At 54.2% G+C, this 26305-nt stretch carries 28 protein-coding genes; 25 read left to right on the top strand and 3 right to left on the bottom strand.

The annotated features are described in order from the left end of the window. The first annotated feature begins 434 nt into the window (after window positions 1-434). From PGN_RS01345 to PGN_RS01310, 9 genes are all read left to right on the top strand, one after another. The gene (locus PGN_RS01345) at window positions 435-1013 is read left to right on the top strand and encodes a 50S ribosomal protein L25/general stress protein Ctc (RefSeq protein ID WP_005875353.1); all 579 of its coding nucleotides are present in this window, start codon (window positions 435-437) and stop codon (window positions 1011-1013) included. A 140-nt stretch (window positions 1014-1153) separates the two neighbouring features. Further along, window positions 1154-1711, top strand: coding sequence for an aminoacyl-tRNA hydrolase (gene pth / locus PGN_RS01340; protein ID WP_012457388.1), 558 nt, complete (start codon window positions 1154-1156; stop codon window positions 1709-1711). A gap of 5 nt (window positions 1712-1716) precedes the next feature. Continuing rightward, entirely contained in the window at window positions 1717-2154 is a 438-nt protein-coding gene (locus PGN_RS01335; protein WP_012457387.1) for an RNA-binding S4 domain-containing protein, read from the top strand. Continuing rightward, window positions 2129-2443: a DUF1905 domain-containing protein gene (locus PGN_RS01330; protein WP_012457386.1), complete on the top strand. Its 315-nt coding sequence runs from the start codon at window positions 2129-2131 to the stop codon at window positions 2441-2443. Before PGN_RS01335 ends, PGN_RS01330 begins: the two co-directional genes overlap by 26 nt. Before the next feature lie 195 nt (window positions 2444-2638). Further along, window positions 2639-4288 carry a diphosphate--fructose-6-phosphate 1-phosphotransferase gene (locus PGN_RS01325; RefSeq protein ID WP_012457385.1) on the top strand — a complete coding sequence of 550 codons (1650 nt, stop codon included), beginning with the start codon at window positions 2639-2641 and terminating at the stop codon, window positions 4286-4288. Between the two features lie 148 nt (window positions 4289-4436). Further along, window positions 4437-5018, top strand: a complete 582-nt coding sequence (locus tag PGN_RS01320) for an RNA polymerase sigma factor (protein ID WP_004583806.1) — start codon at window positions 4437-4439, stop codon at window positions 5016-5018. Window positions 5019-5115: 97 nt separating this feature from the next. Further along, the gene (locus tag PGN_RS11455) at window positions 5116-5256 is read left to right on the top strand and encodes a hypothetical protein (protein WP_021663364.1); all 141 of its coding nucleotides are present in this window, start codon (window positions 5116-5118) and stop codon (window positions 5254-5256) included. Window positions 5257-5437: 181 nt separating this feature from the next. Continuing rightward, a complete protein-coding gene (locus PGN_RS01315) occupies window positions 5438-6340 on the top strand; it encodes a nucleotidyltransferase family protein (protein ID WP_012457384.1) in 903 nt (300 codons plus the stop codon). Window positions 6341-6358: 18 nt separating this feature from the next. Further along, on the top strand, window positions 6359-8428 hold the full coding sequence (locus PGN_RS01310) for a M13 family metallopeptidase (protein ID WP_012457383.1): 2070 nt from the start codon (window positions 6359-6361) through the stop codon (window positions 8426-8428). 129 nt (window positions 8429-8557) lie between these two features. On the opposite strand, the gene PGN_RS01305 is transcribed toward PGN_RS01310, so the two are convergent. The 3 genes from PGN_RS01305 to prmC are packed head-to-tail and all read right to left on the bottom strand — an operon-like array spanning window position 8558 to window position 10645. Then, the gene (locus tag PGN_RS01305) at window positions 8558-9298 is read right to left on the bottom strand and encodes a ComF family protein (RefSeq protein WP_012457382.1); all 741 of its coding nucleotides are present in this window, start codon (window positions 9296-9298) and stop codon (window positions 8558-8560) included. Then, complete coding sequence (locus tag PGN_RS01300) at window positions 9282-9767, bottom strand: regulatory protein RecX (RefSeq protein ID WP_012457381.1); 486 nt, start codon at window positions 9765-9767, stop codon at window positions 9282-9284. The genes PGN_RS01305 and PGN_RS01300 overlap by 17 nt, the downstream gene beginning before the upstream one ends. After that, window positions 9764-10645 carry a peptide chain release factor N(5)-glutamine methyltransferase gene (gene prmC, locus PGN_RS01295; RefSeq protein WP_012457380.1) on the bottom strand — a complete coding sequence of 294 codons (882 nt, stop codon included), beginning with the start codon at window positions 10643-10645 and terminating at the stop codon, window positions 9764-9766. The genes PGN_RS01300 and prmC overlap by 4 nt, the downstream gene beginning before the upstream one ends. A 24-nt stretch (window positions 10646-10669) precedes the next feature. On the opposite strand from prmC, the gene ribD reads away from it, so the two are divergent. The 16 genes from ribD (at window position 10670) to PGN_RS01220 (ending at window position 26304) form a co-directional block, all read left to right on the top strand. Continuing rightward, window positions 10670-11662: a bifunctional diaminohydroxyphosphoribosylaminopyrimidine deaminase/5-amino-6-(5-phosphoribosylamino)uracil reductase RibD gene (gene ribD / locus PGN_RS01290; protein WP_012457379.1), complete on the top strand. Its 993-nt coding sequence runs from the start codon at window positions 10670-10672 to the stop codon at window positions 11660-11662. Next, window positions 11637-11906 carry a DUF1661 domain-containing protein gene (locus tag PGN_RS12270; protein WP_143733436.1) on the top strand — a complete coding sequence of 90 codons (270 nt, stop codon included), beginning with the start codon at window positions 11637-11639 and terminating at the stop codon, window positions 11904-11906. The genes ribD and PGN_RS12270 overlap by 26 nt, the downstream gene beginning before the upstream one ends. Before the next feature lie 185 nt (window positions 11907-12091). After that, window positions 12092-13855, top strand: coding sequence for an aspartate--tRNA ligase (aspS, locus tag PGN_RS01285; protein WP_012457378.1), 1764 nt, complete (start codon window positions 12092-12094; stop codon window positions 13853-13855). Between the two features lie 9 nt (window positions 13856-13864). Continuing rightward, on the top strand, window positions 13865-15001 hold the full coding sequence (nspC, locus tag PGN_RS01280) for a carboxynorspermidine decarboxylase (protein WP_012457377.1): 1137 nt from the start codon (window positions 13865-13867) through the stop codon (window positions 14999-15001). 26 nt (window positions 15002-15027) lie between these two features. Then, complete coding sequence (ftsY, locus tag PGN_RS01275) at window positions 15028-15981, top strand: signal recognition particle-docking protein FtsY (RefSeq protein WP_004583795.1); 954 nt, start codon at window positions 15028-15030, stop codon at window positions 15979-15981. After that, window positions 15978-17282, top strand: a complete 1305-nt coding sequence (rimO, locus tag PGN_RS01270; protein WP_012457376.1) for a 30S ribosomal protein S12 methylthiotransferase RimO — start codon at window positions 15978-15980, stop codon at window positions 17280-17282. Before ftsY ends, rimO begins: the two co-directional genes overlap by 4 nt. A 36-nt stretch (window positions 17283-17318) precedes the next feature. Continuing rightward, window positions 17319-18587 carry a LysM peptidoglycan-binding domain-containing protein gene (locus PGN_RS01265; protein WP_012457375.1) on the top strand — a complete coding sequence of 423 codons (1269 nt, stop codon included), beginning with the start codon at window positions 17319-17321 and terminating at the stop codon, window positions 18585-18587. Window positions 18588-18614: 27 nt separating this feature from the next. After that, the gene (locus tag PGN_RS01260; protein WP_012457374.1) at window positions 18615-19868 is read left to right on the top strand and encodes a sigma-54 interaction domain-containing protein; all 1254 of its coding nucleotides are present in this window, start codon (window positions 18615-18617) and stop codon (window positions 19866-19868) included. After that, complete coding sequence (gene lptE / locus PGN_RS01255; protein WP_012457373.1) at window positions 19855-20394, top strand: LPS assembly lipoprotein LptE; 540 nt, start codon at window positions 19855-19857, stop codon at window positions 20392-20394. The genes PGN_RS01260 and lptE overlap by 14 nt, the downstream gene beginning before the upstream one ends. Before the next feature lie 12 nt (window positions 20395-20406). Further along, window positions 20407-21114, top strand: coding sequence for a hypothetical protein (locus PGN_RS01250; RefSeq protein WP_012457372.1), 708 nt, complete (start codon window positions 20407-20409; stop codon window positions 21112-21114). 2 nt (window positions 21115-21116) lie between these two features. After that, window positions 21117-21503: a preprotein translocase subunit SecG gene (gene secG / locus PGN_RS01245; protein WP_004583789.1), complete on the top strand. Its 387-nt coding sequence runs from the start codon at window positions 21117-21119 to the stop codon at window positions 21501-21503. A gap of 283 nt (window positions 21504-21786) precedes the next feature. Next, window positions 21787-22812 (top strand): agmatine deiminase family protein, encoded by a 1026-nt coding sequence (locus PGN_RS01240; protein WP_012457371.1) that lies wholly within the window; start codon window positions 21787-21789, stop codon window positions 22810-22812. A gap of 17 nt (window positions 22813-22829) precedes the next feature. Further along, entirely contained in the window at window positions 22830-23708 is an 879-nt protein-coding gene (locus PGN_RS01235; RefSeq protein ID WP_012457370.1) for a carbon-nitrogen hydrolase, read from the top strand. Window positions 23709-23923: 215 nt separating this feature from the next. After that, complete coding sequence (locus PGN_RS01230; RefSeq protein WP_012457369.1) at window positions 23924-24700, top strand: ParA family protein; 777 nt, start codon at window positions 23924-23926, stop codon at window positions 24698-24700. Window positions 24701-24707: 7 nt separating this feature from the next. Further along, window positions 24708-25577: a ParB/RepB/Spo0J family partition protein gene (locus PGN_RS01225; protein WP_004583785.1), complete on the top strand. Its 870-nt coding sequence runs from the start codon at window positions 24708-24710 to the stop codon at window positions 25575-25577. A 19-nt stretch (window positions 25578-25596) separates the two neighbouring features. Continuing rightward, window positions 25597-26304, top strand: a complete 708-nt coding sequence (locus PGN_RS01220; RefSeq protein ID WP_012457368.1) for a DUF5683 domain-containing protein — start codon at window positions 25597-25599, stop codon at window positions 26302-26304. Window position 26305 lies beyond the last annotated feature (1 nt).

Raw genomic sequence — 26305 nt, 5'->3', positions numbered from 1 at the left:
CATTGGCTTGCTGCTTTTTTCCTCCGATTCGGACTTATTTTCTTTTGATCCGCCCTCGCCCTCTTCGAGCTTTTACGTTCCAAAAAATTGTTTCGAACGGAACGAAAAAACGTGGCGCGAGAATTTTTCACTTCCCGCGCCGGAAGAAAAAAGTTCTCAAACCAAAACGAAAAATTTATCGTTCCATTTTTCCGGAAAACACGAACGGCAATTCGTCCGTTTTACGCTCGAAAAAATCATTTGCTCTTTCTCGGCAAATAAACTTGACGAGTACTGAAAAACAAAGCTCACCTTCGGCAGGTTTTCTGTGCGAATCTTTATTTTTCCTATCTTTGCAGCGTTTTTGATGACTCATGGCCTCCGGCTTTAGGCGGCAGGTGTGATGGGAAATTAGGACAAGACTAATTTTGAGTAACACAAACCAGAAAAAGAAAATGAAAACATTTCAACTGACCGGTACTCCTCGTGCCGAATTCGGAAAGAAGGCTGCCAAAGCCATTCGCAAAGAAGATCAGATCCCTGCCGTTCTCTATGGCGGAAAAGGGGAAGGCGTAAACTTTATCGTATCGCAGGATGCCGTACGCAATCTGATCTACTCACCTGAGATCTTCCTCGTGGAGCTGACCGTAGAAGGCAGTGGCTCATACAAGGCTATCCTGAAGGAAATACAATTCCATCCGGTGACAGACCGCATCATCCACATCGACTTCCTGCAGGTAACGGACGAAAAGCCCGTGGTAATGGAAGTGCCTGTAGTTCTCACCGGACACGCCGAAGGTGTGAAGGCTGGGGGTAAGTTGAGCTTGGAAATGCGTAAGCTCAAGGTGAAAGCTCTCTACAGCGAGATCCCCGAGAAGCTGGATATCGACGTTTCCGACTTGCAGCTCGGCAAGACGATACAGGTGGGCGAACTTCACTTCGAAGGTCTGACCCTGATGAATGCAAAGAACGCCGTGGTATGTGCTGTGAAGCTGACTCGTGCAGCTCGTGGTGCAGCCGTGAAGAAACAGTAAAAAAACGTACAGAAGCAAGACGGAGCTTCGATCGAAGTTCCGGCTTTCTCATAACGAAGGAGAGCCGCCCCTGATACCCCTGAAGTGGGGCAACGGAGGCGGCTCTTCCATATTCGAGAGTCCTATCTTAGTCGTAGCGTATGAAATACCTGATCGTCGGCCTTGGCAATATCGGCGGAGAGTACAACGGCACTCGCCATAATGTGGGTTTCCGGATGGTGAATGCTCTGGCCGAAGACGGTGGAGTGCAGTTCGTGGAAGCTCGTTACGGAGCGATAGCGCATATGCGTGTGAAGAATGCGGAGCTGATCCTGCTGAAACCGAATACATATATGAATCTGAGTGGCAATGCCGTTCGCTACTGGATGCAACAGGAGAATATCCCTCGCGAACAGGTGCTTGTTCTTGTGGACGATTTGGCTTTGCCTTTCGGCACTTTGCGGCTGAAACCCAAGGGAAGCGATGCGGGGCATAATGGGCTGAAGAACATTGCCGAGGTGATGGGATCGATCGATTATGCCCGTCTGCGTTTCGGCTTGGGCGACGAGTTTTCCAAAGGAAGGCAGGTGGACTTCGTCCTCGGCCGTTTTACCCCCGAAGAAGAGGAGAAGCTGCCGGAGCTGACCAAGCATGCCGTGGAGATCATCAAGAGTTTTTGCCTGGCCGGTATCCAAAGGACGATGAACCGGTACAACTAAAGGAGATGGAAGAGGTAAGGATAGACCGTTGGATGTGGGCTACGCGTATCTTCAAGACACGAACGATAGCCACGGATGCCTGCAAGAAAAGCCGAGTAACTGTGAACGGGCTGCAAGCCAAGCCTTCGCGAATGGTACGTGTGGGCGACGTCGTTCAGGTAAGGAAGCCACCGGTGACCTATTCCTTTCGTATTCTGGCTTTGGCTCAGAATCGGATGGGTGCCAAGCTGGTGAAGGACTTTCTGGAAAATATCACTCCGCCCGAAGAGTATGAGATACTCGAAATGCAACGCATTTCGGGCTTTGTGGACAGAGCCAAGGGCACCGGTCGTCCGACCAAAAAGGACAGGCGAGAGCTGGAGCAGTTTAGCGAAGAGATGCCCGATCTGCCGTACTCGTTCGATTCGTTCGACTGGGATGAAGAAGACTTTGCCGAGGTCTGAAGCTCCCTCTTCTGCAGGTAACGGTTCGGACAGTCCGATCGAATTCGATGCCATCATCAGGCAAGTACCCGATATGGATGCCGCATACGTAGAGATTCCATTTGACGTCAAGACGGTATACGGCAAAGGGCGAGTGAGGGTGAACGCCACTTTCGACGGTTATCCCTATACGGGATCTATCGTTCGTATGGGCTTGCCCTGTCATATACTCGGTTTGCGACAGGATATTCGTCGAGCCATAGGCAAGCAGCCCGGCGATAGCGTCTACGTTACCCTGCTGCCCCTCTGAAATATCCCCTCCTTCGGTCGGGGCGGTTTGCCTTCTGCGAGTCGGAAAGGAGTGAAGAATAGACCTTGTGCAACGGATGGACGCACTTCCTTCGTCGGCAGCAAGGCGGAAATAAATGATTAAGTTTGCTTTGTCTCCGCTGTGTTGAGATGCTATTCGCCGGAGATACGGTTACATTAAGTTCAGCTTATTATTATGGCAAAGAGTGCACTACATCTGGCGCGGATGTCCTACCAGCCTAAAATGCCTGCATCTCTGCAGGGAGCAGTGAAGATAATAGAAGGAAAAGCTACGGAGGCGGTTTCGGACAAAGAAGAGATTGCTGCTATTTTTCCCCGTACATACGGCTTGCCGCTTATTTCTTTCGCACCTGGAGGAGAGCGGACGGAGTATCCTCCTACGAATGTGGGGGTTATCCTTTCGGGCGGACAGGCTCCGGGTGGACACAATGTGATAGCCGGTCTGTTCGATGAGATGAAGCTGCTCAACCCAGATAGCCGGCTCTTCGGATTTCTTATGGGACCGGATGGCCTGATCGAGCATAAGTATCGCGAACTGACTGCTGAGGTAATAGATGAATACCGCAATACGGGGGGCTTCGACATGATCGGATCCGGACGCACCAAGCTGGACAAGCCCGAACAGTTCGAAGCCGGACTGGAGATATTGCGAGAGTTGGACATCAAGGCATTGGTCATCATCGGTGGCGACGACTCCAACACCAACGCCTGCATCCTGGCCGAGTACTATGCCTCGATCGAAGCCGGAATACAAGTGATCGGCTGTCCGAAGACGATCGACGGCGACTTGAAAAACAAACAGATAGAAACCTCCTTCGGCTTCGACACGGCCGCCAAAGTCTATAGCGAACTGATCGGTAATATCCAGCGCGATTGCAATTCGGCCCGGAAGTACTGGCACTTCATCAAGCTGATGGGGCGTTCGGCATCTCATATTACACTGGAGTGCGCCCTCCAGACCCACCCCAATATCTGTATCGTATCCGAAGAGGTGGAGGCCAACAATTACTATCTGGACGATGTGGTGACCTATATCGCCGAGACCGTGGTGCGCCGGTCGGAGGCAGGAATGAACTTCGGGACGGTACTGATTCCGGAGGGGTTGATCGAATTCCTGCCGGCCATGAAGAGGTTGATCAAGGAGCTGAACGAGTTTCTCTCCCAAAATGATGCCGAATTCAAGCTCATCAAACGTTCGGCACAGAGACAGTATATCAAAAACAAACTCAGTCCCGAGAATTCGCGCCTGTACGACAGCTTGCCGGTGGATGTGGCTCGACAGTTGATTGCCGATCGCGACCCTCACGGCAATGTGCAGGTTTCACTCATTGCCACCGAGAAGCTCTTGGCAGACATGACGGCTCAGAAGCTGGCCGAATGGGCGGAAGAAGGACGATTTCAGGGGCGGTTTAGTACGCTTACCCACTTCTTCGGCTACGAAGGACGCTGTGCCATGCCCTCCAACTTCGATGCCAACTACTGCTACTGTCTCGGACGTGCAGCTTCTATCCTGATCGCAGCGGGAAAGACGGGCTACATGGCTGCGATCAAGAATACGGCAGATCCTGTATCCGAATGGGAAGCAGGCGGCGTGCCCATGACGATGATGATGAATATGGAGCGTCGGAGCGGAAAAATGAAGCCCGTGATTCGAAAAGCATTGGTGGATATGGATGGTGAACCGTACCGAGCATTGCGCGAGATGCGTCGCGAATGGGCGTTGAGCACCGAGTACGTTTACCCCGGCCCGATACAGTTCTTCGGCCCCGAACATGTATGCGATAGCCCCACGATGACACTCCGCTTGGAAAAGAACGATCGCTGACTCTTCCGCTGCATTAGTCGGGTTGATAAGCAGTTGCTTCTGTTTGTTTTGTCGAAAAAAATGTTTTTCTTTGCAATAAGTCTCATTTAAAAGAATCGCCTATCGACGCATATCTACCTTCTGAACAATAAATAAAGAGGATTCTCCTATGAGCAGTTTCCACAAGCTGACTGATGATGAATTGGTCAGCCTTTATACAGAAGGATGCGATGAGGCTTTCGATGTCATACTGTCCCGGTATGATGCTGTAGTTCATACTTACATCCGTTTTTCCGTGAGCGATGCCGATTTGGCGGAGGATATTTTTCAGGACACTTTTATCAAGGTGATCCATACGCTTCGTCGCGGACAATACATCCCCACCGGCAAGTTCAAAGCTTGGCTGCTACGCCTTGCGCACAACCTCGTGATGGATCACTACCGCCGGGTCAGAGGGGAAGGAGCCAGGTTGCAGTCTTTCGATGATGACGACGCCGCTCCTGTCGAAAAGGTGGCGGACAGCAATCTGACGGCGGAAGAACAACTGATCGAACTGGCTACTATCGAAGAGCTGGAACAGTACCTGAGCGTCCTGCCCGAAGTGCAGCAGGAAGTAGTGAGAATGCGCTACTGGGAGGACATGAGCTTCCGAGAGATTGCAGATGCTACCGGAGTAAGCATCAATACGGCACTCGGCCGAATGCGATATGCGCTGATCAATCTGCGCAAAATGATGGGCATGTCGGCTTAGTCGATATTCCATACAATAATAAAGCAGTCGTAAGCGTTCTCTAAAAGAATGGAAAAAAGGAAAATGACTCCTTTCATCCTTAACCCTTTTGGCGAATATGCTTATGACAGACATCTACCGTATTCTTGATCGCAAAAAGCTGCAAATCGTTTTCGATGCAGCAGAAGAGCGATGCAGCCTCAAACACAAACAAATCCTTGACAAGCTCAAACTTATGGCCCGTTCACGTTGCTCGTGATAGCAGCTGTTTCCTTTTTTGCACAAGCAATAAGGAATAGCGTTTCGGAGTATCCCCTAATGAAAAGATATAGCAGCCGAAACTGTGCAGAGATATGAAAACCTGTACAGTTTCGGCTGATCCCTTTGTGGATAATCGTAACTTTGCAGCATTACACATAAAAAAGAGTTTTTAGAAACCGATGAAACCCACACTTTTTGTTTTGGCTGCGGGTATGGGCAGCCGCTATGGTAGTCTCAAGCAATTGGACGGCATAGGCCCCGGTGGCGATACGATCATGGACTATTCCGTCTATGATGCCATTCGTGCCGGATTCGGTCGGCTGGTCTTCGTAATCCGTCATTCATTCGAGAAAGAATTCCGAGAAAAAATTCTGACCAAGTACGAAGGCCGTATCCCTGTCGAACTGGTTTTTCAGGAATTGGATTGCTTGCCGGAAGGATTCTCCTGTCCGGAAGGGCGCGAGAAACCTTGGGGAACGAATCACGCCGTTCTGATGGGACGAGATGCGATTCGCGAACCTTTTGCCGTCATCAATGCGGATGATTTCTATGGACGCAATGGTTTTGAAGTTCTGGCTCGTAAGCTCATGACTTTGGAAGGTAAGCAAGGCGAATACTGCATGGTCGGCTACCGTGTGGGTAATACCCTGAGCGAAAGCGGTGGCGTTTCGCGTGGAGTATGCCAGGTAGATGAAAAACATTTGCTTACCGGTGTGGTGGAGCGTACCGGCATCGAGCGCACAGACGGTACTATCTCATTCCGAGATGAGACCGGAAAGATATGTACGCTGGCAGAGGATGCACCCGTTTCGATGAATATGTGGGGATTCACTCCTGACTACTTCGACTATTCGGAAGAACTGTTCATCAACTTCCTGAATGCTCATGGGCAGGAGCTGAAGAGCGAGTTCTTCATTCCCTTCGTTGTGAACGATCTTATTCGCAGCGGTCGAGCTTCGGTGGAAGTGCTGGATACGACAGCCCGATGGTTCGGTGTCACTTATTCGGATGATCGCCCCGGTGTCGTAGCCAAACTACGCGAACTAACGGAAGCCGGAGAATACCCAACGAAATTGTTTTAATGCCAAATATCACAAACAATGAACAAGACAATCAAGTTTCTTTGCCTTGCGCCGGCAGTAATCGGCGCATTGATGCTGACCGGCTGCAATGGCAATAAGGGTCAGACTAACGATACTGACAGGAAGCGCGAGCCGGTACCGGCCATCGACCTCAGTGCCATGGATACATCCGTACGCCCACAGGACGACTTTTATCGCTACTGCAACGGCAATTGGATGAAAAACAATCCGCTCAAACCTGCTTATAGTCGCTACGGCTCATTCGACATCCTGCACGACAGCACCCTCGAGCGTGTACACCTGATTGTGGACAACCTTGCAGCAGGACAGCATGAAGTCGGCACTAATGAGTATCGTATAGCTACGCTCTATCGTCAAGCTATGGATAGCATCAAACGGAATAAAGACGGAGCAGCTCCTCTGAAGGAAGATCTTCAGAAGATCGAAGCCATTGCGGACAGAGCTGCTATGGTGAAGTATGCCGCTGCTAAGGACAATATGGGTGGAAGCACATTCTTCGGATCGTACGTTTATGCCGACGCCAAGAATAGCGAGATGAACATCTTCCATATCACCCAGACTGGCTTGGCTCTTGACAATCGAGACTACTATCTCAAGCAGGATGCCAAGTCTCAGCAAATACGCGAGGCGTATGTAGCTTATCTGAACAAAATTGCTAAGCTGGCCGGCTACGACGATGAAGCAGCTACCCGTATTGCCAAGAACGCCATGAAGATGGAAACCGAACTGGCACAAATCTGCTACAGCAAAGAAGAACTACGCGATACCCATCGTAACTACAATAAGATGGCAGTGAAGGAGTTTACGAATAAGTACCAAGGCTTTGATTGGACTACTTACCTCGCCGATCGTCAGCTCACCACCCTCGAAGAGTGGGATGTGGAGCAACTCGATTTCTTCAAGAAGTTCGACTCTTGGTTTGCCAAAGCCGATCTGAACGAAATGAGGGACTATCTCCTCGCCGGCACGATCAGCGGTGCAGCAAGCTATCTGAGCGATGACTTCGAGCAAGCCCGTTTCGACTTTTTCGGCAAGACGCTGAGTGGAACCACCGAAATGCATCCTCGCTGGAAACGTTCCGTAGGTATGGTAAGCAGCTTTCTGGGCGAAGCACTGGGCGAAGTTTATGTAAAGCAATACTTCCCACCCGAAGCAAAAGAGCGCATGCTCAAACTCGTCAAGAACCTGCAAACGGCTCTCGGAGAGCGCATCAACATGCTTACATGGATGGGCGACTCCACGAAGATGAAAGCTCAGGAAAAACTCAATTCCTTCATCATCAAGATCGGTTATCCCGACAAGTGGAAAGACTATTCCAAGATGGAAATCAAGGGAGACAGCTATTATGCCGATATCAAACGCGCCAGCAAATGGATGCATGACGACAATATGGCTGACCTCGGTAAGCCTGTAGATCGCGAGCGTTGGCTGATGAATCCGCAGGATGTCAATGCCTACTACAATCCGACCACGAACGAAATTTGTTTCCCTGCAGCCATCCTCCAACCTCCTTTCTTCAATATGGATGCAGACGATGCTGTCAATTATGGCGGTATCGGCGTAGTGATCGGACACGAGATGACGCATGGATTCGACGATCAAGGCCGCAACTTCGACAAAGACGGCAATATGATCAACTGGTGGACTGCTGAAGATGCTCAGAAGTTCGAGACCACAGCCCGAAAACTGGCCGATCAGTTCAGCGAGATCTACGTAGCCGATGGTGTTCGTGCCAATGGTAATATGACACTTGGCGAGAACATCGCAGATCAGGGCGGTCTCCTCATCTCTTATCTGGCTTTCCGCAATGCTGCCAAGGGTGAGGTAATGGAAGAAATCGACGGATTCACTCCCGACCAGCGTTTCTTTATCGGTTATGCCCGTCTATGGGGACAAAATATTCGTCCGGAAGAGGTTCTCCGTCTCACACAGATCGATGTGCACAGTTTGGGTGAGCTGCGCGTCAATCAAGCACTGCGCAATATCGAAGCTTTCTACGAAGCTTTCAATATACAGCCTACTGATAAGATGTATTTGCAACCCGAAAAGCGCGTAGTCGTTTGGTAAGCTGACCGACACTCCTATACGGAAAAGAGGCTGCGTTCCGAGGATTATTCCTTGGGACGCAGCCTCTTTCGTTAGAATAAGGAACCTAATCGGAGAGGAAAGAGCTTAAGGAGGGGCTATAAACTCGGCCTATCGCTCATCAGAATAATGAGACCAATTCGAGGGACGCTTGGTAACGGCTGCCACCAGTACACCGATCTTGGCCGCAAAGGCTTCTGCCAATGGCTCGGCCGCAGCCTGTACCGTAGCTCCGGTAGTCAGCACATCGTCCACCAAAAGAACACGGATACCGGCCACGCGCGTATTCGGGGAGAGGGCAAACTTCCCTTTCATGGCTGACTTTCGTTCCGAATAGGACTGTCCGGTCTGACTGTCCGTATATACCTTTCTGCGCAAACCTTCTTGAACAGGTATTCCCGTTACGCGACTTAATCCTTGTGCGATGAGGAGTGCCTGATTGTAGCCACGCTTACGTTGTTTGCGTGGGTGTAAAGGAACCGGTACTATCAGATCGTAATCCTTGGACAGGAAAGGATAGGATCGGCCGGCCATTCGTCCGAGCATTTCGCCGATCTCACTGTATCCTCCATATTTTAGTGCGTGTATCATAGGCCTTACACCCCCGTCCTCTTTGAAAATAAAAAGGCCGTACAGCGCGTCGATATAAACATCCCCATTCAGACGATCTAATCCATATTGCATCCCTTCGATATACCGCGGCATTCTCACCATGCAACGAGGACAGACCCCGATCTCCGTCTCGGCGAGCAAGCTGTCGCATACAGGACAATAGCGAGGGAAAAACAGATCCAACACCTTACGAATCAGCAATCGGATATGCCGGCCCGTACCGTTAGCTGTCTTCCTCATACCCTTTGCGGAGGAGGCGTGATGCCTCCCTCATCACCTGTTCGTATTCGAATCCTCGTCCCACAGCCCAGCGCACCAAGCGGTGCAGACGACCGCGATCGTCCGTATCCTTTATGCTTCGAAGTTTGCGCTCCAAGAGACGCGGCAGGTTATCCTCTATCTTATCTTCTCCCTCCTCCAAATCCAATAAGGTCGAACCGATGATCGAATCCGGAATACGCCGTTTGGCCAGTTCCGAAGCAATGCGCTTGGGGCCCCAGCCATTGAATCGGTATTTGTCACGAGCATAAGCACGGGCAAAACGATCCTCATCAATGAACCGATCTTCCACAAGCCGCTGCAGCAGCCGCTCTATCATTAGCTCGTCCGTCCCTGCCTGCCGCAGTTTGGCTGCCACTTCTGATCTGCAATGTTCCGTACGGGCGCAGTAGGCTTGCATCCGATTCAGTAGTTCCTCCTCTGTCTTCATGCTTTGTTAGCGGGTAAATATTTTGCCGAGAGAAAACGGCTCTTGCCGGAGAGATCCATGTGCAATCGGACTTCACACCATCCCACTTTGGCCGAAAACACTTCGCATGTGGCTTCGGCCAGCAGCGGATTCAGCTCCACATAAAGCCGTCCGCCGGAGCGTAGTTTACCGCTGCCGGAAAGGTTGGCAATGGCTTTGTAGAAAAGGAGAGGATCCTCCTCGGGCGCAAAGAGAGCCAAGGCCGGTTCATGTCCCAGCACATGATACGCCATATCGGCACTTTCCGCAGGCATGATGTACGGAGGATTGCTGACGATAATGTCCACGGGGGGGAGTACGTCCCAACGATTATCGGGAGAAAGAATATCGCCCTCGAAGAAAAATATCCGGTCGTCTTCTCCGACATTGGTACGAGCCGTAGCTAAAGCATCGGGTGAAATATCCATCGCCCATACTTTGGCTCGAAGTTCTCGTGCCAATGTGATGGCCAGACATCCGCTGCCCGTGCCGACATCGAGCAGACAAAGCGGAGCCGCCGCAGGCCTCTCCTTTCGCAGGATCAACTCCACCAGTTCCTCCGTCTCAGGACGGGGAATCAGCACAGAAGGATTTACCGCAAATTCATACCCGAAGAAAGGCGCATGTCCCACGGCATACTGTAGCGGCATTCCTGTCTTCATACGATCCAGATAGCGAGATAGAGCCTGCGATGCTTCGGTCGATAAAAGCGTATCTTTGTCTGCAAGCAAAAGTGCGGAGCGGCTTAGGCCGGTTGCTTCGGTCAGTAGCTCTCGCATGATGCTGCGCAGTTCGTCCTTGTCGTATCGACCGTTCAGTGTCGATTCGATTCGCTGTTGAGCTTCGTTAAGCGTAATCATCAGAAACAAAATTAGCAATTAGGTATGACTCCCGATCCTCTGTATATGCGCCGTGCGATCGAATTAGCACAGAATGCCGAAGGGTTCACCTCTCCCAATCCGCTTGTCGGAGCAGTCCTTGTGGCTCATGGGCGTATCATCGGTGAGGGCTACCACCACTGTGCCGGCATGCCCCATGCCGAAGTCATCGCCATAAACTCTGTGCGAGACAGGGCTTTGCTCAGAGAAAGTACCCTCTATGTCAGTCTGGAGCCTTGCTCTCATTATGGCAAAACGCCTCCCTGTGCCGAGCTGATCCTTCGGGAGGGCATCCCTCATGTAGTGGTGGCCATGCTCGATCCTTTCCCATCCGTTTCAGGAAGAGGCATCAAGATGTTGCGTGACGCAAGTGTATCGGTCCAAGTGGGACTACTTGCAGAGGAAGCCGAGGAGCTGAATCGGCATTTCCTCACAGCCCAACGGCAACACCGTCCCTATGTCACACTCAAATGGGCAGAGAGTAGCGACGGATTCATTGACGCACTGCGCGACGATGCCTCCACCCCTCCTGTCAGGCTGAGTACACCTCTGACCACACGCTTTGTGCACCATAGACGAATGATACACGATGCCATATTGGTGGGGTTCCGTACCGCTCTTTTGGACAATCCCTCTCTGACGGTTCGGCATTGGTACGGCCGAAATCCGCTGCGTGTGGTCACAGATCGCCATCTGGCTCTCCCACGCCACCTCACCCTCTTCGATGGCAGTGTGCCCACACTGGTCTTTACCGAAAAAGAACAACCCTCCGGCTATCCCTCCTCTGTCTCTTTCGTCCGGATCGATCCCTCCCGCCCTCCCGTGGAGCAGATGCTGGCCGAACTGCATGCTCGCGGCATACAGTCGCTGTTAGTGGAGGGGGGTGCCTGTATACTCCGATCTTTCATTGACAGCGGTCTGTACGATGATGTACGTATCGAACGCAGCACCATTATCTTAAACGAGGGAGTTCGTGCTCCTCACCTTCCCTCTTACTGAATTTACGCACTGCAATCGATGGAATTGCGGCGCGTATTCTGCGAGATTTAGGCGCGTAAATTACTTCGTTTACGCGCGAGAAATTTTTCATTCCCGAACCAAAACGAAAAAAATCCCGCGCCACGTTTTCTCGCCCCATGCCCCATGCGTTTTTGGTCTGAGAACTGCTATACGAAGGCAGAGCCGTCGGATGTTGGAAACAGACTGCATGCAGTCAAATCACAGAGTCTCTTACACTACGTAATCTCCGTAAAGTCCCAATCGGGTCAAAGACCTGTTTTCTTCATAGGACTTTCCGCAAATGTGCAAGGCCTTTGCTTTTAGGGTATTACCCCCACGCAGCATCGAGTGTTTTAGGCGGAAAAGTCCGCTTTGTTTCGTACTTTTGTTCCACAAAATCGATCATAAATAGAAGAACCCCTTATCATTATGTACAGAACAAATACCTGTGGCGAGTTGCGCCTTTCTCATCTGCAACAAACCGTTACCCTCTGCGGTTGGGTACAGCGCGTGCGCCGCATGGGCGGCATGACCTTTGTAGATCTGCGCGACCGTTACGGTACTACGCAGTTGGTTTTCAACCGTGATTCGGCACCTGCCGAACTATGCGACCGCGCCGAAGACTTGGGACGTGAGTGGGTGATCCGTGCCACGGGCACCGTCATGGAGCGCTCCAGCAAAAACCCGAATATCCCCACCGGCGATATAGAGATAGCAGTCGGAGAAATGGATGTGCTGAACCGCTCCGAAGTGCCGCCTTTCACCATCGAAGACGAGACCGACGGAGGCGATGACCTCCGCATGAAATATCGCTACCTCGACCTGCGCCGCCACTGCGTGCGCTCCAATATGGAACTGCGCCACCGGATGGCTCTGGAGGTGAGGAAGTATCTCGACGGCGAGGGATTCCTCGAAGTAGAGACCCCCATGCTGATCAAGTCCACGCCGGAGGGTGCCCGCGACTTTGTCGTACCCTCTCGGATGAATCCCGGCCAGTTCTACGCTCTCCCCCAGTCGCCTCAGACCTTCAAGCAGCTACTGATGGTAAGCGGCTTCGATCGCTATTTCCAGATCGTGAAGTGCTTCCGCGACGAAGACCTCCGCGCCGACCGCCAGCCTGAGTTTACACAGATCGACTGCGAAATGAGCTTCGTGGAGCAAGAGGATGTGCTGTCCACCTTCGAGGGTATGGCCAAGCACCTCTTCCGTACCATCCGTCACGTGGAGATTTCGGAAGCCTTCCCCCGTATGACGTGGCACGACGCCATGAAGTACTACGGATCGGACAAGCCCGATACGCGCTTCGATATGCGTTTCGTAGAACTGATGGATGTGCTGAAAGGCCACGACTTCAGCGTATTTGACTCCGCAGCTTACATCGGAGGTATCTGTGCCAAGGGAGCTGGCTCTTACACCCGCAAGCAGCTTGATGCACTGACGGACTTCGTGAAGCGTCCGCAGGTAGGAGCCAAAGGGATGGTATACGCCCGTGTGGAATCGGACGGCAGCGTCAAGAGCAGCGTGGACAAATTCTACACACAAGAGACGCTCCAAGAGCTTCGCCGGACGATGGAGGCAGAGCCGGGCGACCTGATTCTGATCCTCAGCGGAGACGACCTCATGAAGACGCGCAAGCAACTGTGCGAACTTCGCCTCGAAGTGGGTTCTCAGCTCGGTCTGCGCGACAAGAATAAATTCTCCTGCCTCTGGGTCGTGGACTTCCCCCTCTTCGAATGGGACGAGGAAACGAAGCGATTCTACGCCATGCACCACCCCTTCACCAGTCCGAAGCCGGAGGACATCCCTCTGCTCGATACCGATCCGGGTGCTGTGCGTGCCAATGCCTACGATATGGTGATCAACGGTGTCGAAGTCGGAGGTGGTTCCATTCGTATTCACGACAGTGCCCTGCAGCAGAAAATGTTCGAGTTGCTCGGCTTTACGCCGGAGAAAGCACAGGAGCAGTTCGGCTTCCTGATGAATGCTTTCAAGTATGGGGCACCTCCTCACGGCGGATTGGCTTACGGCTTAGACCGCTGGGTATCGCTCTTCGCCGGTTTGGACAGCATCCGCGACTGCATCGCCTTCCCGAAGAACAATGCCGGTCGGGATGTCATGATCGACGCCCCCTCTGTCATTGATGAGGCACAGCTCCAAGAGCTGTTCTTGGAACTGATACCGAATGAGAACTAATCCTAAGAGATGGCAAGATACCACGACATAGCATCTCCGGCCTACGTACTGGAAGAAGATCTCCTAAGGCGCAATCTATCCCTGATCGCGTCCGTAGCCGACCGCACCGGCGTGGAGATCATCCTCGCTTTCAAGGCCTATGCCCTCTGGCGTACCTTCCCGATCATCAGGGAATACGTACCCCACAGTACGGCCAGTTCCGTATGGGAAGCGCGTCTTGCCTTCGAAGAGATGGGCGCGCCGGCTCATACATTCAGTCCGGCTTATACGCCGGAGGAGTTTCCGGAAATACTGCGTTATAGCAGTCACGTCACATTCAACTCTCTCAGCCAGTACTACCTGCTTTCGCCCATGGTGAAGAACGTAGGCGTATCGCTCGGACTCAGAATCAACCCCGAATACTCGGCCGTGGAGACCGCGCTCTACAATCCTTGTGCACCGGGTTCGCGCTTCGGTGTATCGGCTTCCGAATTGGGCGACACTTTGCCGGAGGGTATCGAGGGTCTGCACTTCCATACGCTTTGCGAGAGCACCGGCTTCGAACTGGAGAAGACCCTCAAGATCATTGAGGATCGCTTCGCTTCCGTGCTGGAGCAAGCGCGTTGGCTCAATATGGGCGGCGGCCACCTGATGACCCGTCGGGACTATGACGTGGAGCACCTCGTGCAGGTGCTGAACGACTTCTCCCGCCGCCACCCCCATCTGCATCTTATCATGGAGCCGGGCAGTGCTTTCGGCTGGCAGACGGGGTTCCTCAAGAGCACGGTGGTGGACATCGTAGAGCATCAGGGCATTGCCACTGCTATCGTGGATGTGTCCTTCACCTGCCACATGCCGGACTGTCTGGAGATGCCTTACAAACCCGTCATTCGTGGAGCGCATCAGGAGCCGGTACCCGGCCTGCCCACATACAGGATAGGCGGATGCAGCTGTCTGAGCGGCGACTTCATCGGTGACTGGAGTTTCGATCGGCCGTTGCAGGTGGGCGATGAACTGATATTCGAGGACATGCTCCACTACACGACGGTGAAGACGACCATGTTCAACGGTGTACGCCATCCGGACATTGTACTGCTGCGCACCGACGGGAAGAAAGAGGTGTTGCGCCGGTTCGATTATGAGGATTACAAGAACAGAATGAACTAAGGAAGAGATATAACAGTATATACGATATGGGATTATTCGGATTATTCTCGAAGAAGAAAAAAGAGACTTTGGACGAAGGCCTGTCCAAGACCAAAGAAAACGTATTCGCCAAGATCACCCGTGCCGTAGCCGGTAAGAGCAAAGTGGACGATGAGGTCTTGGACGAATTGGAAAACGTGCTGGTGACTTCGGATGTGGGTGTCGATACCACATTGAAGATCATCAAGCGTATAGAGGAACGAGTGGCTCGCGACAAATATGTTTCCACCTCCGAGCTGACGACTATCCTCCGTCAAGAGATCGCCTCGCTGCTCACGGAGAACGGATCGGCCGATGGCGACAGCTTCGACCTACCCTCCGGTACCAAACCTTATGTAATCATGGTAGTGGGCGTAAACGGCGTAGGCAAGACCACTACCATCGGCAAGCTGGCACATCGCTTTCGTCAGGCCGGCAAGAGCGTCGTGCTCGGGGCTGCCGATACCTTCCGTGCTGCGGCCGTAGAGCAGTTGGAGATCTGGTCCGAGCGAGTAGGAGTGCCTATCATCAAGCAGCAGATGGGTAGCGATCCGGCTTCGGTGGCTTATGACACAGTCAGTTCGGCCGTGGCTAACGGCGTCGATGTCGTGATCATCGATACAGCCGGACGTCTGCACAATAAGGTCAATCTGATGAACGAGCTGACGAAGATCAAACGTGTGATGCAGAAGGTAGTGCCCGACGCTCCGCATGAGATTTTATTGGTATTGGACGGATCCACCGGTCAGAATGCTTTCGAACAGGCAAGGCAGTTCACCGCAGCGACTGAAGTGAATGCCCTCGCCGTGACCAAGCTTGACGGGACAGCTAAGGGAGGTGTGGTGATCGGCATATCCGATCAGTTCAAGATACCGGTGAAGTACATTGGCTTGGGTGAGGGCATAGACGACCTGCAAATCTTCCGTAAGAAGGAATTCGTGGACTCTCTCTTTGGCGAATGAGAAGAAACAGAGTAGACGTCATTACGCTTGGGTGCTCCAAGAATCTGGTGGACAGCGAGGTGCTGATGCGCCAGTTCCTGTCCAACGGCTATACCGTGCATCACGATCCGGCCTCGGTATGCGGCGAGATCGTGGTGGTGAATACCTGCGGATTCATAGGCGATGCACAGGAGGAGTCTGTCAATACCATTCTGGAGATGGTGGAGGCGAAGAAGGCCGGACGTATCGGCAGCCTGTACGTAATGGGCTGCTTGAGCGAGCGGTTTCGGGAAGACCTGAAGAAGGAGATACCCGAAGTGGATGCTTACTACGGCAAATTCGACTGGAAGCAACTCATTTCTCATTTGGGGAAGTCTTATTATGCCGAGGCAGAGAACAGGCGCAAACTGACCACTCCGCGGCATTATGCCTATCTGAAAATATCCGAGGGCTGCGATCGCAGCTGTTCGTACTGCGCCATACCGATTATCACCGGCCGGCATCGGTCGCGCCCGATGGAGGACTTGGTCGAAGAGGTACGGATGCTCGTAAAGCATGGGACTCGGGAGTTCCAACTGATCGCTCAGGATCTTACCTTCTACGGCCTCGACCTGTACGGTGCTAACCGTCTGGCAGAACTGACAGCACGTTTGTCCGACATCAAAGGTGTCGAGTGGCTTCGACTGCATTATGCTTATCCGGCACAGTTTCCTCTGGATCTCTTGCCTGTGATGCGTGAGCGGCCTAACGTCTGCAAATACCTCGACATGGCTTTGCAGCACATTAGCGATCCGATGCTCAGACGGATGCGCAGGCGCATTACCAAGGCGGAGACCTACGAACTGATCGAAAGGATCCGAACGGAAGTACCCGGCATCCATCTGCGTACTACGCTCATGACCGGTCACCCGGGCGAGACGGAGAGAGACTTCGAGGAGTTGCTGCAGTTCGTGCGTGACATCCGGTTCGAACGGTTGGGAGCATTCACCTATTCGCACGAGAGCGGCACCTACTGCGACAAGAACTATCAAGACGATATACCCGAATCCGTCAAACAGGAACGTCTTGGCGAACTGATGGCCGTGCAGGAACGTATATCCGCCGCTCATAACGAGGCGAAGATCGGCAGCCGCCTGCGTGTGGTCATAGACCGTGCGGAAGATGGCTTCTATGTGGGGCGTACGGAATACGACTCTCCTGAGGTCGATCCCGAGGTACTGATCCCGTTCGTCTCCGGTCAAGAGTTGAAACCCGGGCGGTTTTATATGGCGGAAGTGACCGGTGCAGAGCCTTTCGATCTCTACGCACGTATAGTGGACTGATAACACCCTTCCTACCGAAACCAAAAGCAGAACCGGATGATACAACAGGAACTTTGGATTGCACAGTTGGCTACGGCTTCAGGTGTCGATGTATCGACCTCGAACGAACTATGGTCTCATTACTGTCGTTTGATGGGGCAGTTCCTCACCAAAGGAGACGCCGTACGGCAGGATGGTATCGGCTTGTGGCAGGCTGTAAAAGCGGATGAATATGTAGGAATCCGTCCGGACGGCTCACGTGTGCTGGTACCGCCGAGGATAGAACTCCGGCTGACGTCTTCGGGTGCCTCGGCCATCCGAGAGACGATCCCTCATGCTCTTATAGACTTGGTGCCTTACACGGAGGAAGTCGTGATGCGCTGGTGGAAGGCTATCCCCGAACTGCTTTCGGAGCTTCTCCGAAGAGGACACCCCGTATCCTGGTCGCAGTTCGGACGCTTCGAGCCGGTGAAAGAAGGCGATGCTCTGACAGGATACCGCTTCATCGCGGAAGGAGAGTTGTCGGAGTTGCTCAACAGACCTTTCTCCATGTTCCCCCAAGTCGATTTGTTGCCGACCGGAGAGATACCCGATACCATTACCCAACCGCTTGTCGAAGAAGGGGTTTCGTTCGTTTCATTGCGCGAAGAGGGCCAAGAGGAAGTCGCAGAGCCTCAAGAGATCCCCGTCCCAGCCGAAAGCGATACCGATACATCGGTACAGACGGAAGATGATATACTTCCTACACCTGCCGAGGAGAAAGCCTTGACGGAGGAGCCGCTTCCCGATACGGAGGAGGTATCACAGCCGGTAGCGGAGGAGCCTTTCGTCCCGATCGAAGAGCCGGCAGAGAAGAAAGCAAGGAGGCGAAAGAGAGCGAGGACGGCCGCTATTGTCTTCTTAGCAGTCCTGATACTGGGTGCTGCTGCGGCATACTTGCTACTGTATCGGATGCCTGTCCTCTCGACAAAAGAGCCGGCCCGACAAGAACCTTCCGGCCGGACGTCTTCACCCGTGGATACGATCGCCAAGACGGTCGATGCGGTAAAGACCGTACCTGCCGCGACGGATCTCGGCCGGATCGTTATCCGCAAAGGGGACATTTTAGCCCGTATCGCCTTGGAGAAGTATGGCGACCGCGTATTCTGGGTCTATATATATGAAGAGAACAAAGAGAAAATCGCAGATCCCAACAACATTCCTTTGGGTACGGAGCTGGTACTTCCTTTACCTGAGAAGTACGGGATAGATGCGGCCGATACGGCTTCGTTGAGAAGAGCTTTGGCTCTTCAGTTCCGGATAGGAATGGCGAAAGAACGGCAGTAGCGTTGGGGTTTTTCTAATTTTGTGGCCATGAGCACCAATATAGATGTACAACAGATCAAACAGCGTTTCGGCATCATCGGTAGCAGTCCGCTGATGGAACATGCCATACGAGTGGCAGCACAGGTGGCTCCTACCGACATGTCCGTCCTCGTAACGGGGGAGAGTGGTTCGGGGAAAGAGTTCTTCCCACAGATAATCCACTACTACAGCGCCCGGAAACATCATAGCTACATTGCAGTCAATTGTGGAGCCATCCCCGAAGGAACCATCGACTCCGAGCTGTTCGGACACCGCAAAGGTTCCTTTACCGGAGCCGTATCGGATCGCAAGGGGTACTTCGAAGAAGCATCCGGCGGCACGATCTTTCTGGACGAAGTGGGCGAACTGCCTTTGCCTACGCAGGCGAGGCTGCTGAGGGTGCTGGAGACGGGCGAGTTCATCCCCGTAGGAGCCAGCCAGTCGCAGAAGACGGATGTCCGTATCGTAGCGGCGACGAATGTGAACCTCAAGGAGGCGGTAGCGAACGGGAAGTTCCGGGAAGACCTCTTCTTCCGGCTCAATACGGTACCGATCGAGGTGCCTGCGCTGCGTATGCGACCGGACGACGTGCCCTTGCTTTTCCGCCGATTCGCCGCCGACAGCGCCGAGAAGTATCGGATGCCCCCGCTGCGCCTGTCGGACGAAGCCCGTATCATATTAATGCGTTACCGCTGGCCCGGCAATGTACGTGAGCTGCGCAATATAACCGACAGGCTGAGCATCCTGGAGGAGGAGCGGACGGTATCGGCAGAGACCATCACTCGCTACCTGGACGCTGAGGGGATGCAAGACCTCCACCCCGTCGTGATCCGACGGAACGAAACGACCGAAGCGGACAAACAAATCCCCCATTACGAGCGCGAAATCATCTACCAGGTGCTATACGATATGAAGAAAGAGATAGCCGATTTGAAGGGGATGATGAACCGCCTGGCGCACCACGAACAGCCCTCATGGCCTGTAGGGTCGGACGTCTGGGGCAACGACGACAAGCGCACCGCAGATCCGAAGTGGGGCGTCAGCACGCACAAGGCCCCCATCGCGAACGCGGCAGAACCCGTGGAGCCGATACAGGAAGCCAGCGAATACACCGAGGATCCGGTTTCGCTGGAGGAGGTAGAGAAGAAAATGATTTCCCTTGCATTGGAACGCCACGGCGGAAGGCGCAAGCAGACAGCCGAGGAACTGAAGATTTCGGAGCGGACACTATACCGTAAAATCAAGGAGTATGGACTGGAATAGAACCCTCGGGCGATACAGCCTTTCCGCTCTTGCGACGGTGCTTATCGTCCTGCTGACCTGCTCGGCATGCAGCATCTCCTACAGCTTCAACGGAGGAGCTCTGGACTATAGCCGCATCAAAACACTTTATATGCCGGATGTGACCAATCAGGCCACCCGCGTATATCCGCCGTTGGCGCAGACTATGACCGAAGCCCTCCAAAACCATTTTACGCGCCGTACCAAGCTCGAAATGGCACGAACCAACGATGCCGACATGATCATCGAGGTGGTCATCACTAATTACGACTTCGCTCCCCTCGCCGTGCAGGACAACGATCTGGCCGCACGCACCAAGGTAACCTTATCCATACAGGTGCACTACGAGAACAAAGCCCTCCCCGAACAGAACTTCGATCGGGACTTTACGTCTTCCACGGACTTCGACAGCAGCGAGCAGCTGGTGGACGTACAAGACGCCCTGCTGGCCAATATGGTCGACGACTTGGTGAAGCAGGTGTATAACGCTACGGTAGAGAACTGGTAATCCTCCCCCACCATGACGACTAACGATCTGTACGCCTACATGGAGCACCCCTCGCGGCTTTCGGCTGACACGCTGCCCGAGATGAAAGCCCTGTACGAGGCCTATCCCTACTGCTCCACCTTCGTCTTCCTATACCTATATAATATGTATGTGGTGCAGGACGTGCGCTATGCTTCGGAGCTGCGCCGGCTGGCACCCTATCTGCCGGACAGGCGCAAGCTGTACCTGCTCGTGGAGCAATATACGCATCCGGAGCAGCTGCAACCCGCCTCGGCCGAAAAGGAGCCGGACGCCTTCTCGCTCATCGATGACTTCCTCGACGAAATGACCCGAAGCGGAGCCGACCTGCCTTCGGAGATTTCTTACGGAGGAGCGAGCGGTATCCCCTCGGCTTCGGACTACTTCGCCGCCACGTCGCCGGCCGATCAGGCCGAACCGTCCCGCAGCATGCCGGTCTTGTCCGTGCAGGCAGCCGGCACACCGGCCGAGAGCGCACCTCCGGCAGAGAAAGATCCGGCCCCGATCGCCCCGGCGGACGAGCTGGACGAAGGGCTCTTCACCGAGACCCTCGCACGTATATACATCAAGCAGGGACGTTACGATAAGGCACTGAGGATAATAAAGACCATCAGTTTGAATTATCCGGAAAAAAACCTTTACTTTGCGGATCAAATTCGATTCTTAGAAAAGTTGATTATTAACGACAAAAACAAAATATAAAGATGTACATCGTACTGACTATTCTCATCCTGCTCATATCGCTCTTCCTTATTCTGGTCGTAGTGGTACAGAACTCCAAAGGGGGCGGCCTGGCAGCCGGCTTCGCATCCAGCAATCAGATCATGGGCGTCCGCAAGACTACCGATTTCCTCGAGAAGGCCACTTGGTGGTCGGCCGGTATCATTGCCGTTCTGGCCATCGTTTCTACTCACTTCCTCCACACGGGAAAGGTCGATGAGAGCCAAAACGTCCTGAAGGAAACCCTGGACAAGAAGGTGAAGGAAGAAAAGAACTCTGCAGTGATCAACTTCGGTGGAGATGCCGCTGCTACGGAATCCGCCCGGCCCGCGACAGGAGAAGCCACTCCCGAGGAGGGGCAGGCACAATAAGGAGGACCGGCCCCTTCCATATCCCTTGCAGGAGATACGGGGATCGACAGACGTCTTTGTCTTTGAGCCGAGGCTTGAGGGCAAAGACGTTTTGTTTGGCAGGGTGCCGCTCGCCGCACGCCCCGGGACAAGACACAAGGGGCGGAACAGACAGAGCCTCCGAGGGGCACGACAAGCCCTTACGAACGGAACGGACGGACGTACCCGAAAAAACGTCTAGACGTTCCGACAAAAACGTCTAGACGTTTTGACAGACCCGACCTTTTGGCAGAAGACAAGAGAGATGACAAAGAGACTATTCCTGCCCGAATGGGCACCGCAAGAGGCCGTACAATTGACCTGGCCTCACGACCGAACCGACTGGGCGTATATGCTCGACGAGGTGGAAACCTGCTTCGTCCGCATAGCCACCGCCATACTCCGCCACGAGCGACTGATAGTCGTTTGCCCCGATCGCAAGCGGGTGTTCGGCCTGCTGCCTCCCGAGCTGCACCACCGGCTCTACTGCTTCGAGCTGCCCTCGAACGATACATGGGCGCGCGACCACGGAGGCATTTCCCTCCTCGCCGACGGCCGTCCGATGATAGCCGACTTCGCCTTCAACGGCTGGGGCATGAAGTTTGCCGCCCATCACGACAACCTCATCACGAGACGGCTCCATGCGCTGGGCCTGTTCGCCGAAGAAGTTACCCTGGACAATCGCCTCGCCTTCGTCCTCGAAGGAGGAGCACTGGAGACGGATGGCGAAGGTACTTTGCTGACCACGGACAGCTGCCTCTTCGAGCCGAACCGCAATGCCGGCCTGAGCCGCACGGCCATTATCGACACGCTGAAAGAGAGCCTCGGCGTCAGCCGTGTACTCTCGCTCCGCCACGGAGCCTTGGCCGGCGACGACACCGACGGGCACATCGACACGTTGGCGCGGTTCGTCGATACCCGTACCATCGTCTATGTCCGCTCGGAAGATCCCTCGGACGAGCACTACTCCGACCTCACGGCCATGGAGCAGGAGCTGAAGGAGCTGCGCCGCCCGGACGGACAGCCGTACCGGCTCGTGCCGCTGCCCATGGCGGAAGCTCTGTACGACGGAGCGGACAGGCTGCCCGCCACCTATGCCAATTTCCTCATCATCAACGGGGCAGTACTCGTGCCCACCTACGATTCGCACCTCGATGCCGTCGCCCTCTCGGTGATGCAGGGGCTGTTTCCCGATAGAGAGGTCATCGGCATCGACTGCCGTCCGCTCGTCAAGCAGCATGGCAGTCTCCACTGCGTCACGATGCAGTACCCCCAAGGATTCATACGCTAATTCCACAGCAAAGAACTATGAAAGTAGCACTCATTCAGCAAGCCAACACGGCGGACGTCTGCTCGAACCGGGAGCGGCTGGCAGCGAAGATCCGCGAAGCCGCCCGACGCGGTGCCGAGCTGGTCGTACTCCCGGAACTGCACAACGGGCTTTATTTCTGCCAGACGGAAGACGTGCAGGTGTTCGACCGGGCAGAGACCATCCCGGGACCGAGTACCGATTTCTTCGGCACCATCGCCCGCGAAGCCGGCGTCGTGCTGGTGCTCTCCCTCTTCGAGAAGCGCGCTCCCGGGCTTTACCACAATACGGCCGTCGTGCTGGAGCGGGACGGCACTATCGCAGGGAAGTATCGCAAGATGCACATCCCCGATGACCCTGCCTATTACGAAAAGTTCTATTTCACGCCCGGCGACTTGGGCTTTACCCCCATCCCGACGTCCGTCGGATGCCTCGGCGTACTGGTTTGCTGGGATCAGTGGTATCCCGAAGCGGCGCGACTGATGGCCTTGCAGGGCGCCGATATACTCATTTACCCCACGGCCATCGGTACCGAGAGTACGGACCTGCCTGCCGAGCAGCTCCGCCAACGTCAGGCGTGGCAGATCGTACAGCGCGGACATGCCGTGGCCAACGGTATTCCCGTAGTGGCGGTGAACAGGGTCGGCCACGAGGCAGACCCTTCAGGCCGCACCAGTGGCATCACGTTCTGGGGCTCCGGATTCGTAGCCGGACCGCAGGGCGAACTGCTGGCCGAGCTGAGCGCAACGGAAGAGGCGGTGGAGGTAGTGGATATAGATCCCTCCCGGACCGAGCAGGTACGCCGCTGGTGGCCGTTCTTCCGGGATCGGCGGATCGACGCTTTCTCCGGCCTTACGGAGCGTTTCCTTCGCGGCTGACCGTCATGGCGAGAGGGGGGATGGCGTCCGTCCCTTCCCCCTCCGACAAGGAGCCGGGGCGTTCCTTCCCGTGGGGCGTTTCCCTACTATATATATAGTGTAGCCTTTATCAACAATATAGAGGAGTTTTCAACAGTTGTAATACAATGTTCCACGTCTGTGCCACGTTAGTAGATCGAAAATACGTAGTTTTGGCGCATTGATATTCTTGAAATATGGGTAAAATAATCGCTCTGGCCAATCAGAAAGGCGGTGTAGGCAAGACTACAACGACTATCAATCTGGCAGCTTCGCTCGCTACCTTGGAGAAGAAAGTATTGGTGGTCGACGCCGATCCGCAAGCCAATGCTTCCTCCGGATTGGGCGTGGACATCGCCTCCCTGCAGAACACCGTATACGAATGTCTCGTGTGCAATCTGCCGGTGGCCGAAGCTGTGCAGCCGACTCCCGTGGAGGGGCTGGACATTATCCCTTCGCATATCGATCTGGTCGGTGCAGAGATCGAGATGCTCAACCTGCCGGAGCGCGAGAAAGTGATGCGCCGTCTGCTAAGCGGCATAGCCGATCGGTACGACTACGTCCTCATCGACTGCTCCCCCTCGCTGGGCCTTATCACGGTCAACGCCCTCGTGGCGGCGCATTCCGTCATCATCCCCGTGCAGTGCGAATACTTCGCTCTCGAAGGGATCAGCAAGCTGCTCAATACGATCCGTATCATCAAAAGCAAGCTCAATCCCACACTGGAGATAGAAGGTTTCCTGCTGACCATGTACGACAGCCGCCTGCGACTGGCCAATCAGATATACGAAGAGGTCAAGAAGCACTTCCGCGAGCTGGTCTTCGATACGGTCATCCAGCGCAACATCAAACTAAGCGAGGCCCCCAGCCACGGTATTCCGGCACTGCTGTACGATGCCGATAGCCGCGGAGCGGTCAATCATATGCAGCTGGCGGCCGAGCTGATCAAAAAGCACAAACAGAAAGGAGCCTGACTCTCATATGAAGCATACGAAGAAAACGCTCGGTCGCGGCCTGGACTCCCTCCTCGATGCGGAGGTCATAGGGTCTTCTTCCATCAGCGAAGTGGCCATCAGCGATATATACCCCAATCCCGATCAACCGCGCCGGACTTTCGAGGAGGAGTCCCTGAAAGAACTGGCCGCTTCGCTCCGTTCGATAGGATTGGTACAGCCCATCACACTACTGAAGAAGTCCGCCGGCGACTATATGATCATCTCCGGAGAACGCCGCTGGCGTGCGGCCCGAATGGCCGGTATGACCACCCTGCCGGCATACATCAAGACGGAAGAGGACGAACATGTGATGGAGATGGCACTGATCGAAAACATCCAGCGCGAAGACCTCAACGCCATCGAAATCTCTCTGGCCTACCAGAAGCTCATAGAGACGTACGACCTCACACAGGAGGAACTCAGCACCCGAGTGGGCAAGAAGCGCACCACGATCAGCAACTACCTGCGCCTCCTCAAGCTCCCGGGCGAGATACAGATAGGTCTGACCCAAAAGAAAATAGATATGGGGCATGCCCGCGCCTTGCTCAGTATCCCCGATCCCGAGCATCAGCTTGCCCTCTATGCCGAGATCATCAGGCAGGGACTGAGTGTACGTGCCGTCGAAAGTCTGGCGGCGCACTACCGCGAAGAAGGTGCCGATTCGCCCGCCAAGCAGAAGAAAACCAAGCAGTCTCTGCCGGAAGAATACCGCCTGCTCACGGGGCAGTTGTCCCGATTCTTCCGGACGAAAGTCAAGCTCGACTGCGACGCCAAGGGCAAAGGCAAGCTGACCATTCCCTTCGCATCGGAAGAAGAGCTGGAGCGAATCATGGCCCTGCTCGAGCGTATCCGCTAATCCTCACACCGTAGCCGTCATGTCCGGAAGTCGTTGGAGAATTGTCGTTTTGTTCCTCTGCCTTTGTCTTTCTCAGGCAGCGGCACAGAGCGTCGTCCCCGACAGTATCGGGCGGCCGGCGGCGAGTGCGGCCGATTCGGCGGCCACGAAGCTCCCCGATACGCTCCGAGTGCAGACGCTTTCCCCGCCGGCCTCTACAGCATCCCCCCGAGACCTCCGGACAGCCAAGGCGTGGAAACCCAATCCCACCCGTGCACTCCTCTACTCGGCCCTCCTGCCGGGGTCGGGTCAGATCTACAATCGCAAGTACTGGAAGCTGCCGATCGTATGGGGCGCATTCACCGGATGCACTTATGCCATCCTGTGGAACAACAAGACGTACACCGAGTATCGCAAAGCCTATGCCGACTTCATGGGCGGCGATCCGTCGCAAACGGCTTGGCACAACTTCCTCCCCTACGGAGCCGATCCTGCCGATTATGTCAATAGCGAGCAGCTCAAAGCTCGTCTCAAGCGCGGCACGGAGTACTACCGTCGCAACAGGGATTTGAGTATCATCATTACCCTCGGCGTCTACTTCCTGACGATGTTGGATGCCTATGTGGATGCCGAATTGTTCGATTTCAACATCTCTCCCGACCTCTCTTTTCATTTCAGTCCGATGGTGGGCACAGACGATAAGTCCGGCTTTTTCCGTTATGGAGTTAGCTGCGGTTTCACTTTTTGAC

It is taken from the genome of Porphyromonas gingivalis ATCC 33277 (assembly GCF_000010505.1).
GTDB lineage: Bacteria > Bacteroidota > Bacteroidia > Bacteroidales > Porphyromonadaceae > Porphyromonas > Porphyromonas gingivalis.
The sequence above is the reverse complement of the archived record's forward strand: the minus strand, read 5'-3'. Positions and strand labels throughout refer to the sequence as shown.

Coding starts and splice junctions, on each gene's coding strand:
- nspC (WP_012457377.1), top strand. CDS start 13,865: ATGGCAAGATACCACGACATAGCATCTCCGGCCTACGTACTGGAAGAA.
- PGN_RS01320 (WP_004583806.1), top strand. CDS start 4,437: ATGAGCAGTTTCCACAAGCTGACTGATGATGAATTGGTCAGCCTTTAT.
- prmC (WP_012457380.1), bottom strand. CDS start 10,645: ATGATTACGCTTAACGAAGCTCAACAGCGAATCGAATCGACACTGAAC.
- PGN_RS01305 (WP_012457382.1), bottom strand. CDS start 9,298: ATGAGGAAGACAGCTAACGGTACGGGCCGGCATATCCGATTGCTGATT.
- PGN_RS01310 (WP_012457383.1), top strand. CDS start 6,359: ATGAACAAGACAATCAAGTTTCTTTGCCTTGCGCCGGCAGTAATCGGC.
- PGN_RS01250 (WP_012457372.1), top strand. CDS start 20,407: ATGACGACTAACGATCTGTACGCCTACATGGAGCACCCCTCGCGGCTT.
- rimO (WP_012457376.1), top strand. CDS start 15,978: ATGAGAAGAAACAGAGTAGACGTCATTACGCTTGGGTGCTCCAAGAAT.
- PGN_RS11455 (WP_021663364.1), top strand. CDS start 5,116: ATGCTTATGACAGACATCTACCGTATTCTTGATCGCAAAAAGCTGCAA.
- PGN_RS01225 (WP_004583785.1), top strand. CDS start 24,708: ATGAAGCATACGAAGAAAACGCTCGGTCGCGGCCTGGACTCCCTCCTC.
- PGN_RS01330 (WP_012457386.1), top strand. CDS start 2,129: ATGAAGAAGACTTTGCCGAGGTCTGAAGCTCCCTCTTCTGCAGGTAAC.
- PGN_RS01240 (WP_012457371.1), top strand. CDS start 21,787: ATGACAAAGAGACTATTCCTGCCCGAATGGGCACCGCAAGAGGCCGTA.
- PGN_RS01325 (WP_012457385.1), top strand. CDS start 2,639: ATGGCAAAGAGTGCACTACATCTGGCGCGGATGTCCTACCAGCCTAAA.
- PGN_RS01315 (WP_012457384.1), top strand. CDS start 5,438: ATGAAACCCACACTTTTTGTTTTGGCTGCGGGTATGGGCAGCCGCTAT.
- lptE (WP_012457373.1), top strand. CDS start 19,855: ATGGACTGGAATAGAACCCTCGGGCGATACAGCCTTTCCGCTCTTGCG.
- ftsY (WP_004583795.1), top strand. CDS start 15,028: ATGGGATTATTCGGATTATTCTCGAAGAAGAAAAAAGAGACTTTGGAC.
- aspS (WP_012457378.1), top strand. CDS start 12,092: ATGTACAGAACAAATACCTGTGGCGAGTTGCGCCTTTCTCATCTGCAA.
- ribD (WP_012457379.1), top strand. CDS start 10,670: ATGACTCCCGATCCTCTGTATATGCGCCGTGCGATCGAATTAGCACAG.
- PGN_RS01235 (WP_012457370.1), top strand. CDS start 22,830: ATGAAAGTAGCACTCATTCAGCAAGCCAACACGGCGGACGTCTGCTCG.
- PGN_RS01345 (WP_005875353.1), top strand. CDS start 435: ATGAAAACATTTCAACTGACCGGTACTCCTCGTGCCGAATTCGGAAAG.
- PGN_RS01220 (WP_012457368.1), top strand. CDS start 25,597: ATGTCCGGAAGTCGTTGGAGAATTGTCGTTTTGTTCCTCTGCCTTTGT.
- PGN_RS01300 (WP_012457381.1), bottom strand. CDS start 9,767: ATGAAGACAGAGGAGGAACTACTGAATCGGATGCAAGCCTACTGCGCC.
- PGN_RS01260 (WP_012457374.1), top strand. CDS start 18,615: ATGAGCACCAATATAGATGTACAACAGATCAAACAGCGTTTCGGCATC.
- PGN_RS01230 (WP_012457369.1), top strand. CDS start 23,924: ATGGGTAAAATAATCGCTCTGGCCAATCAGAAAGGCGGTGTAGGCAAG.
- secG (WP_004583789.1), top strand. CDS start 21,117: ATGTACATCGTACTGACTATTCTCATCCTGCTCATATCGCTCTTCCTT.
- PGN_RS01265 (WP_012457375.1), top strand. CDS start 17,319: ATGATACAACAGGAACTTTGGATTGCACAGTTGGCTACGGCTTCAGGT.
- PGN_RS01335 (WP_012457387.1), top strand. CDS start 1,717: ATGGAAGAGGTAAGGATAGACCGTTGGATGTGGGCTACGCGTATCTTC.
- pth (WP_012457388.1), top strand. CDS start 1,154: ATGAAATACCTGATCGTCGGCCTTGGCAATATCGGCGGAGAGTACAAC.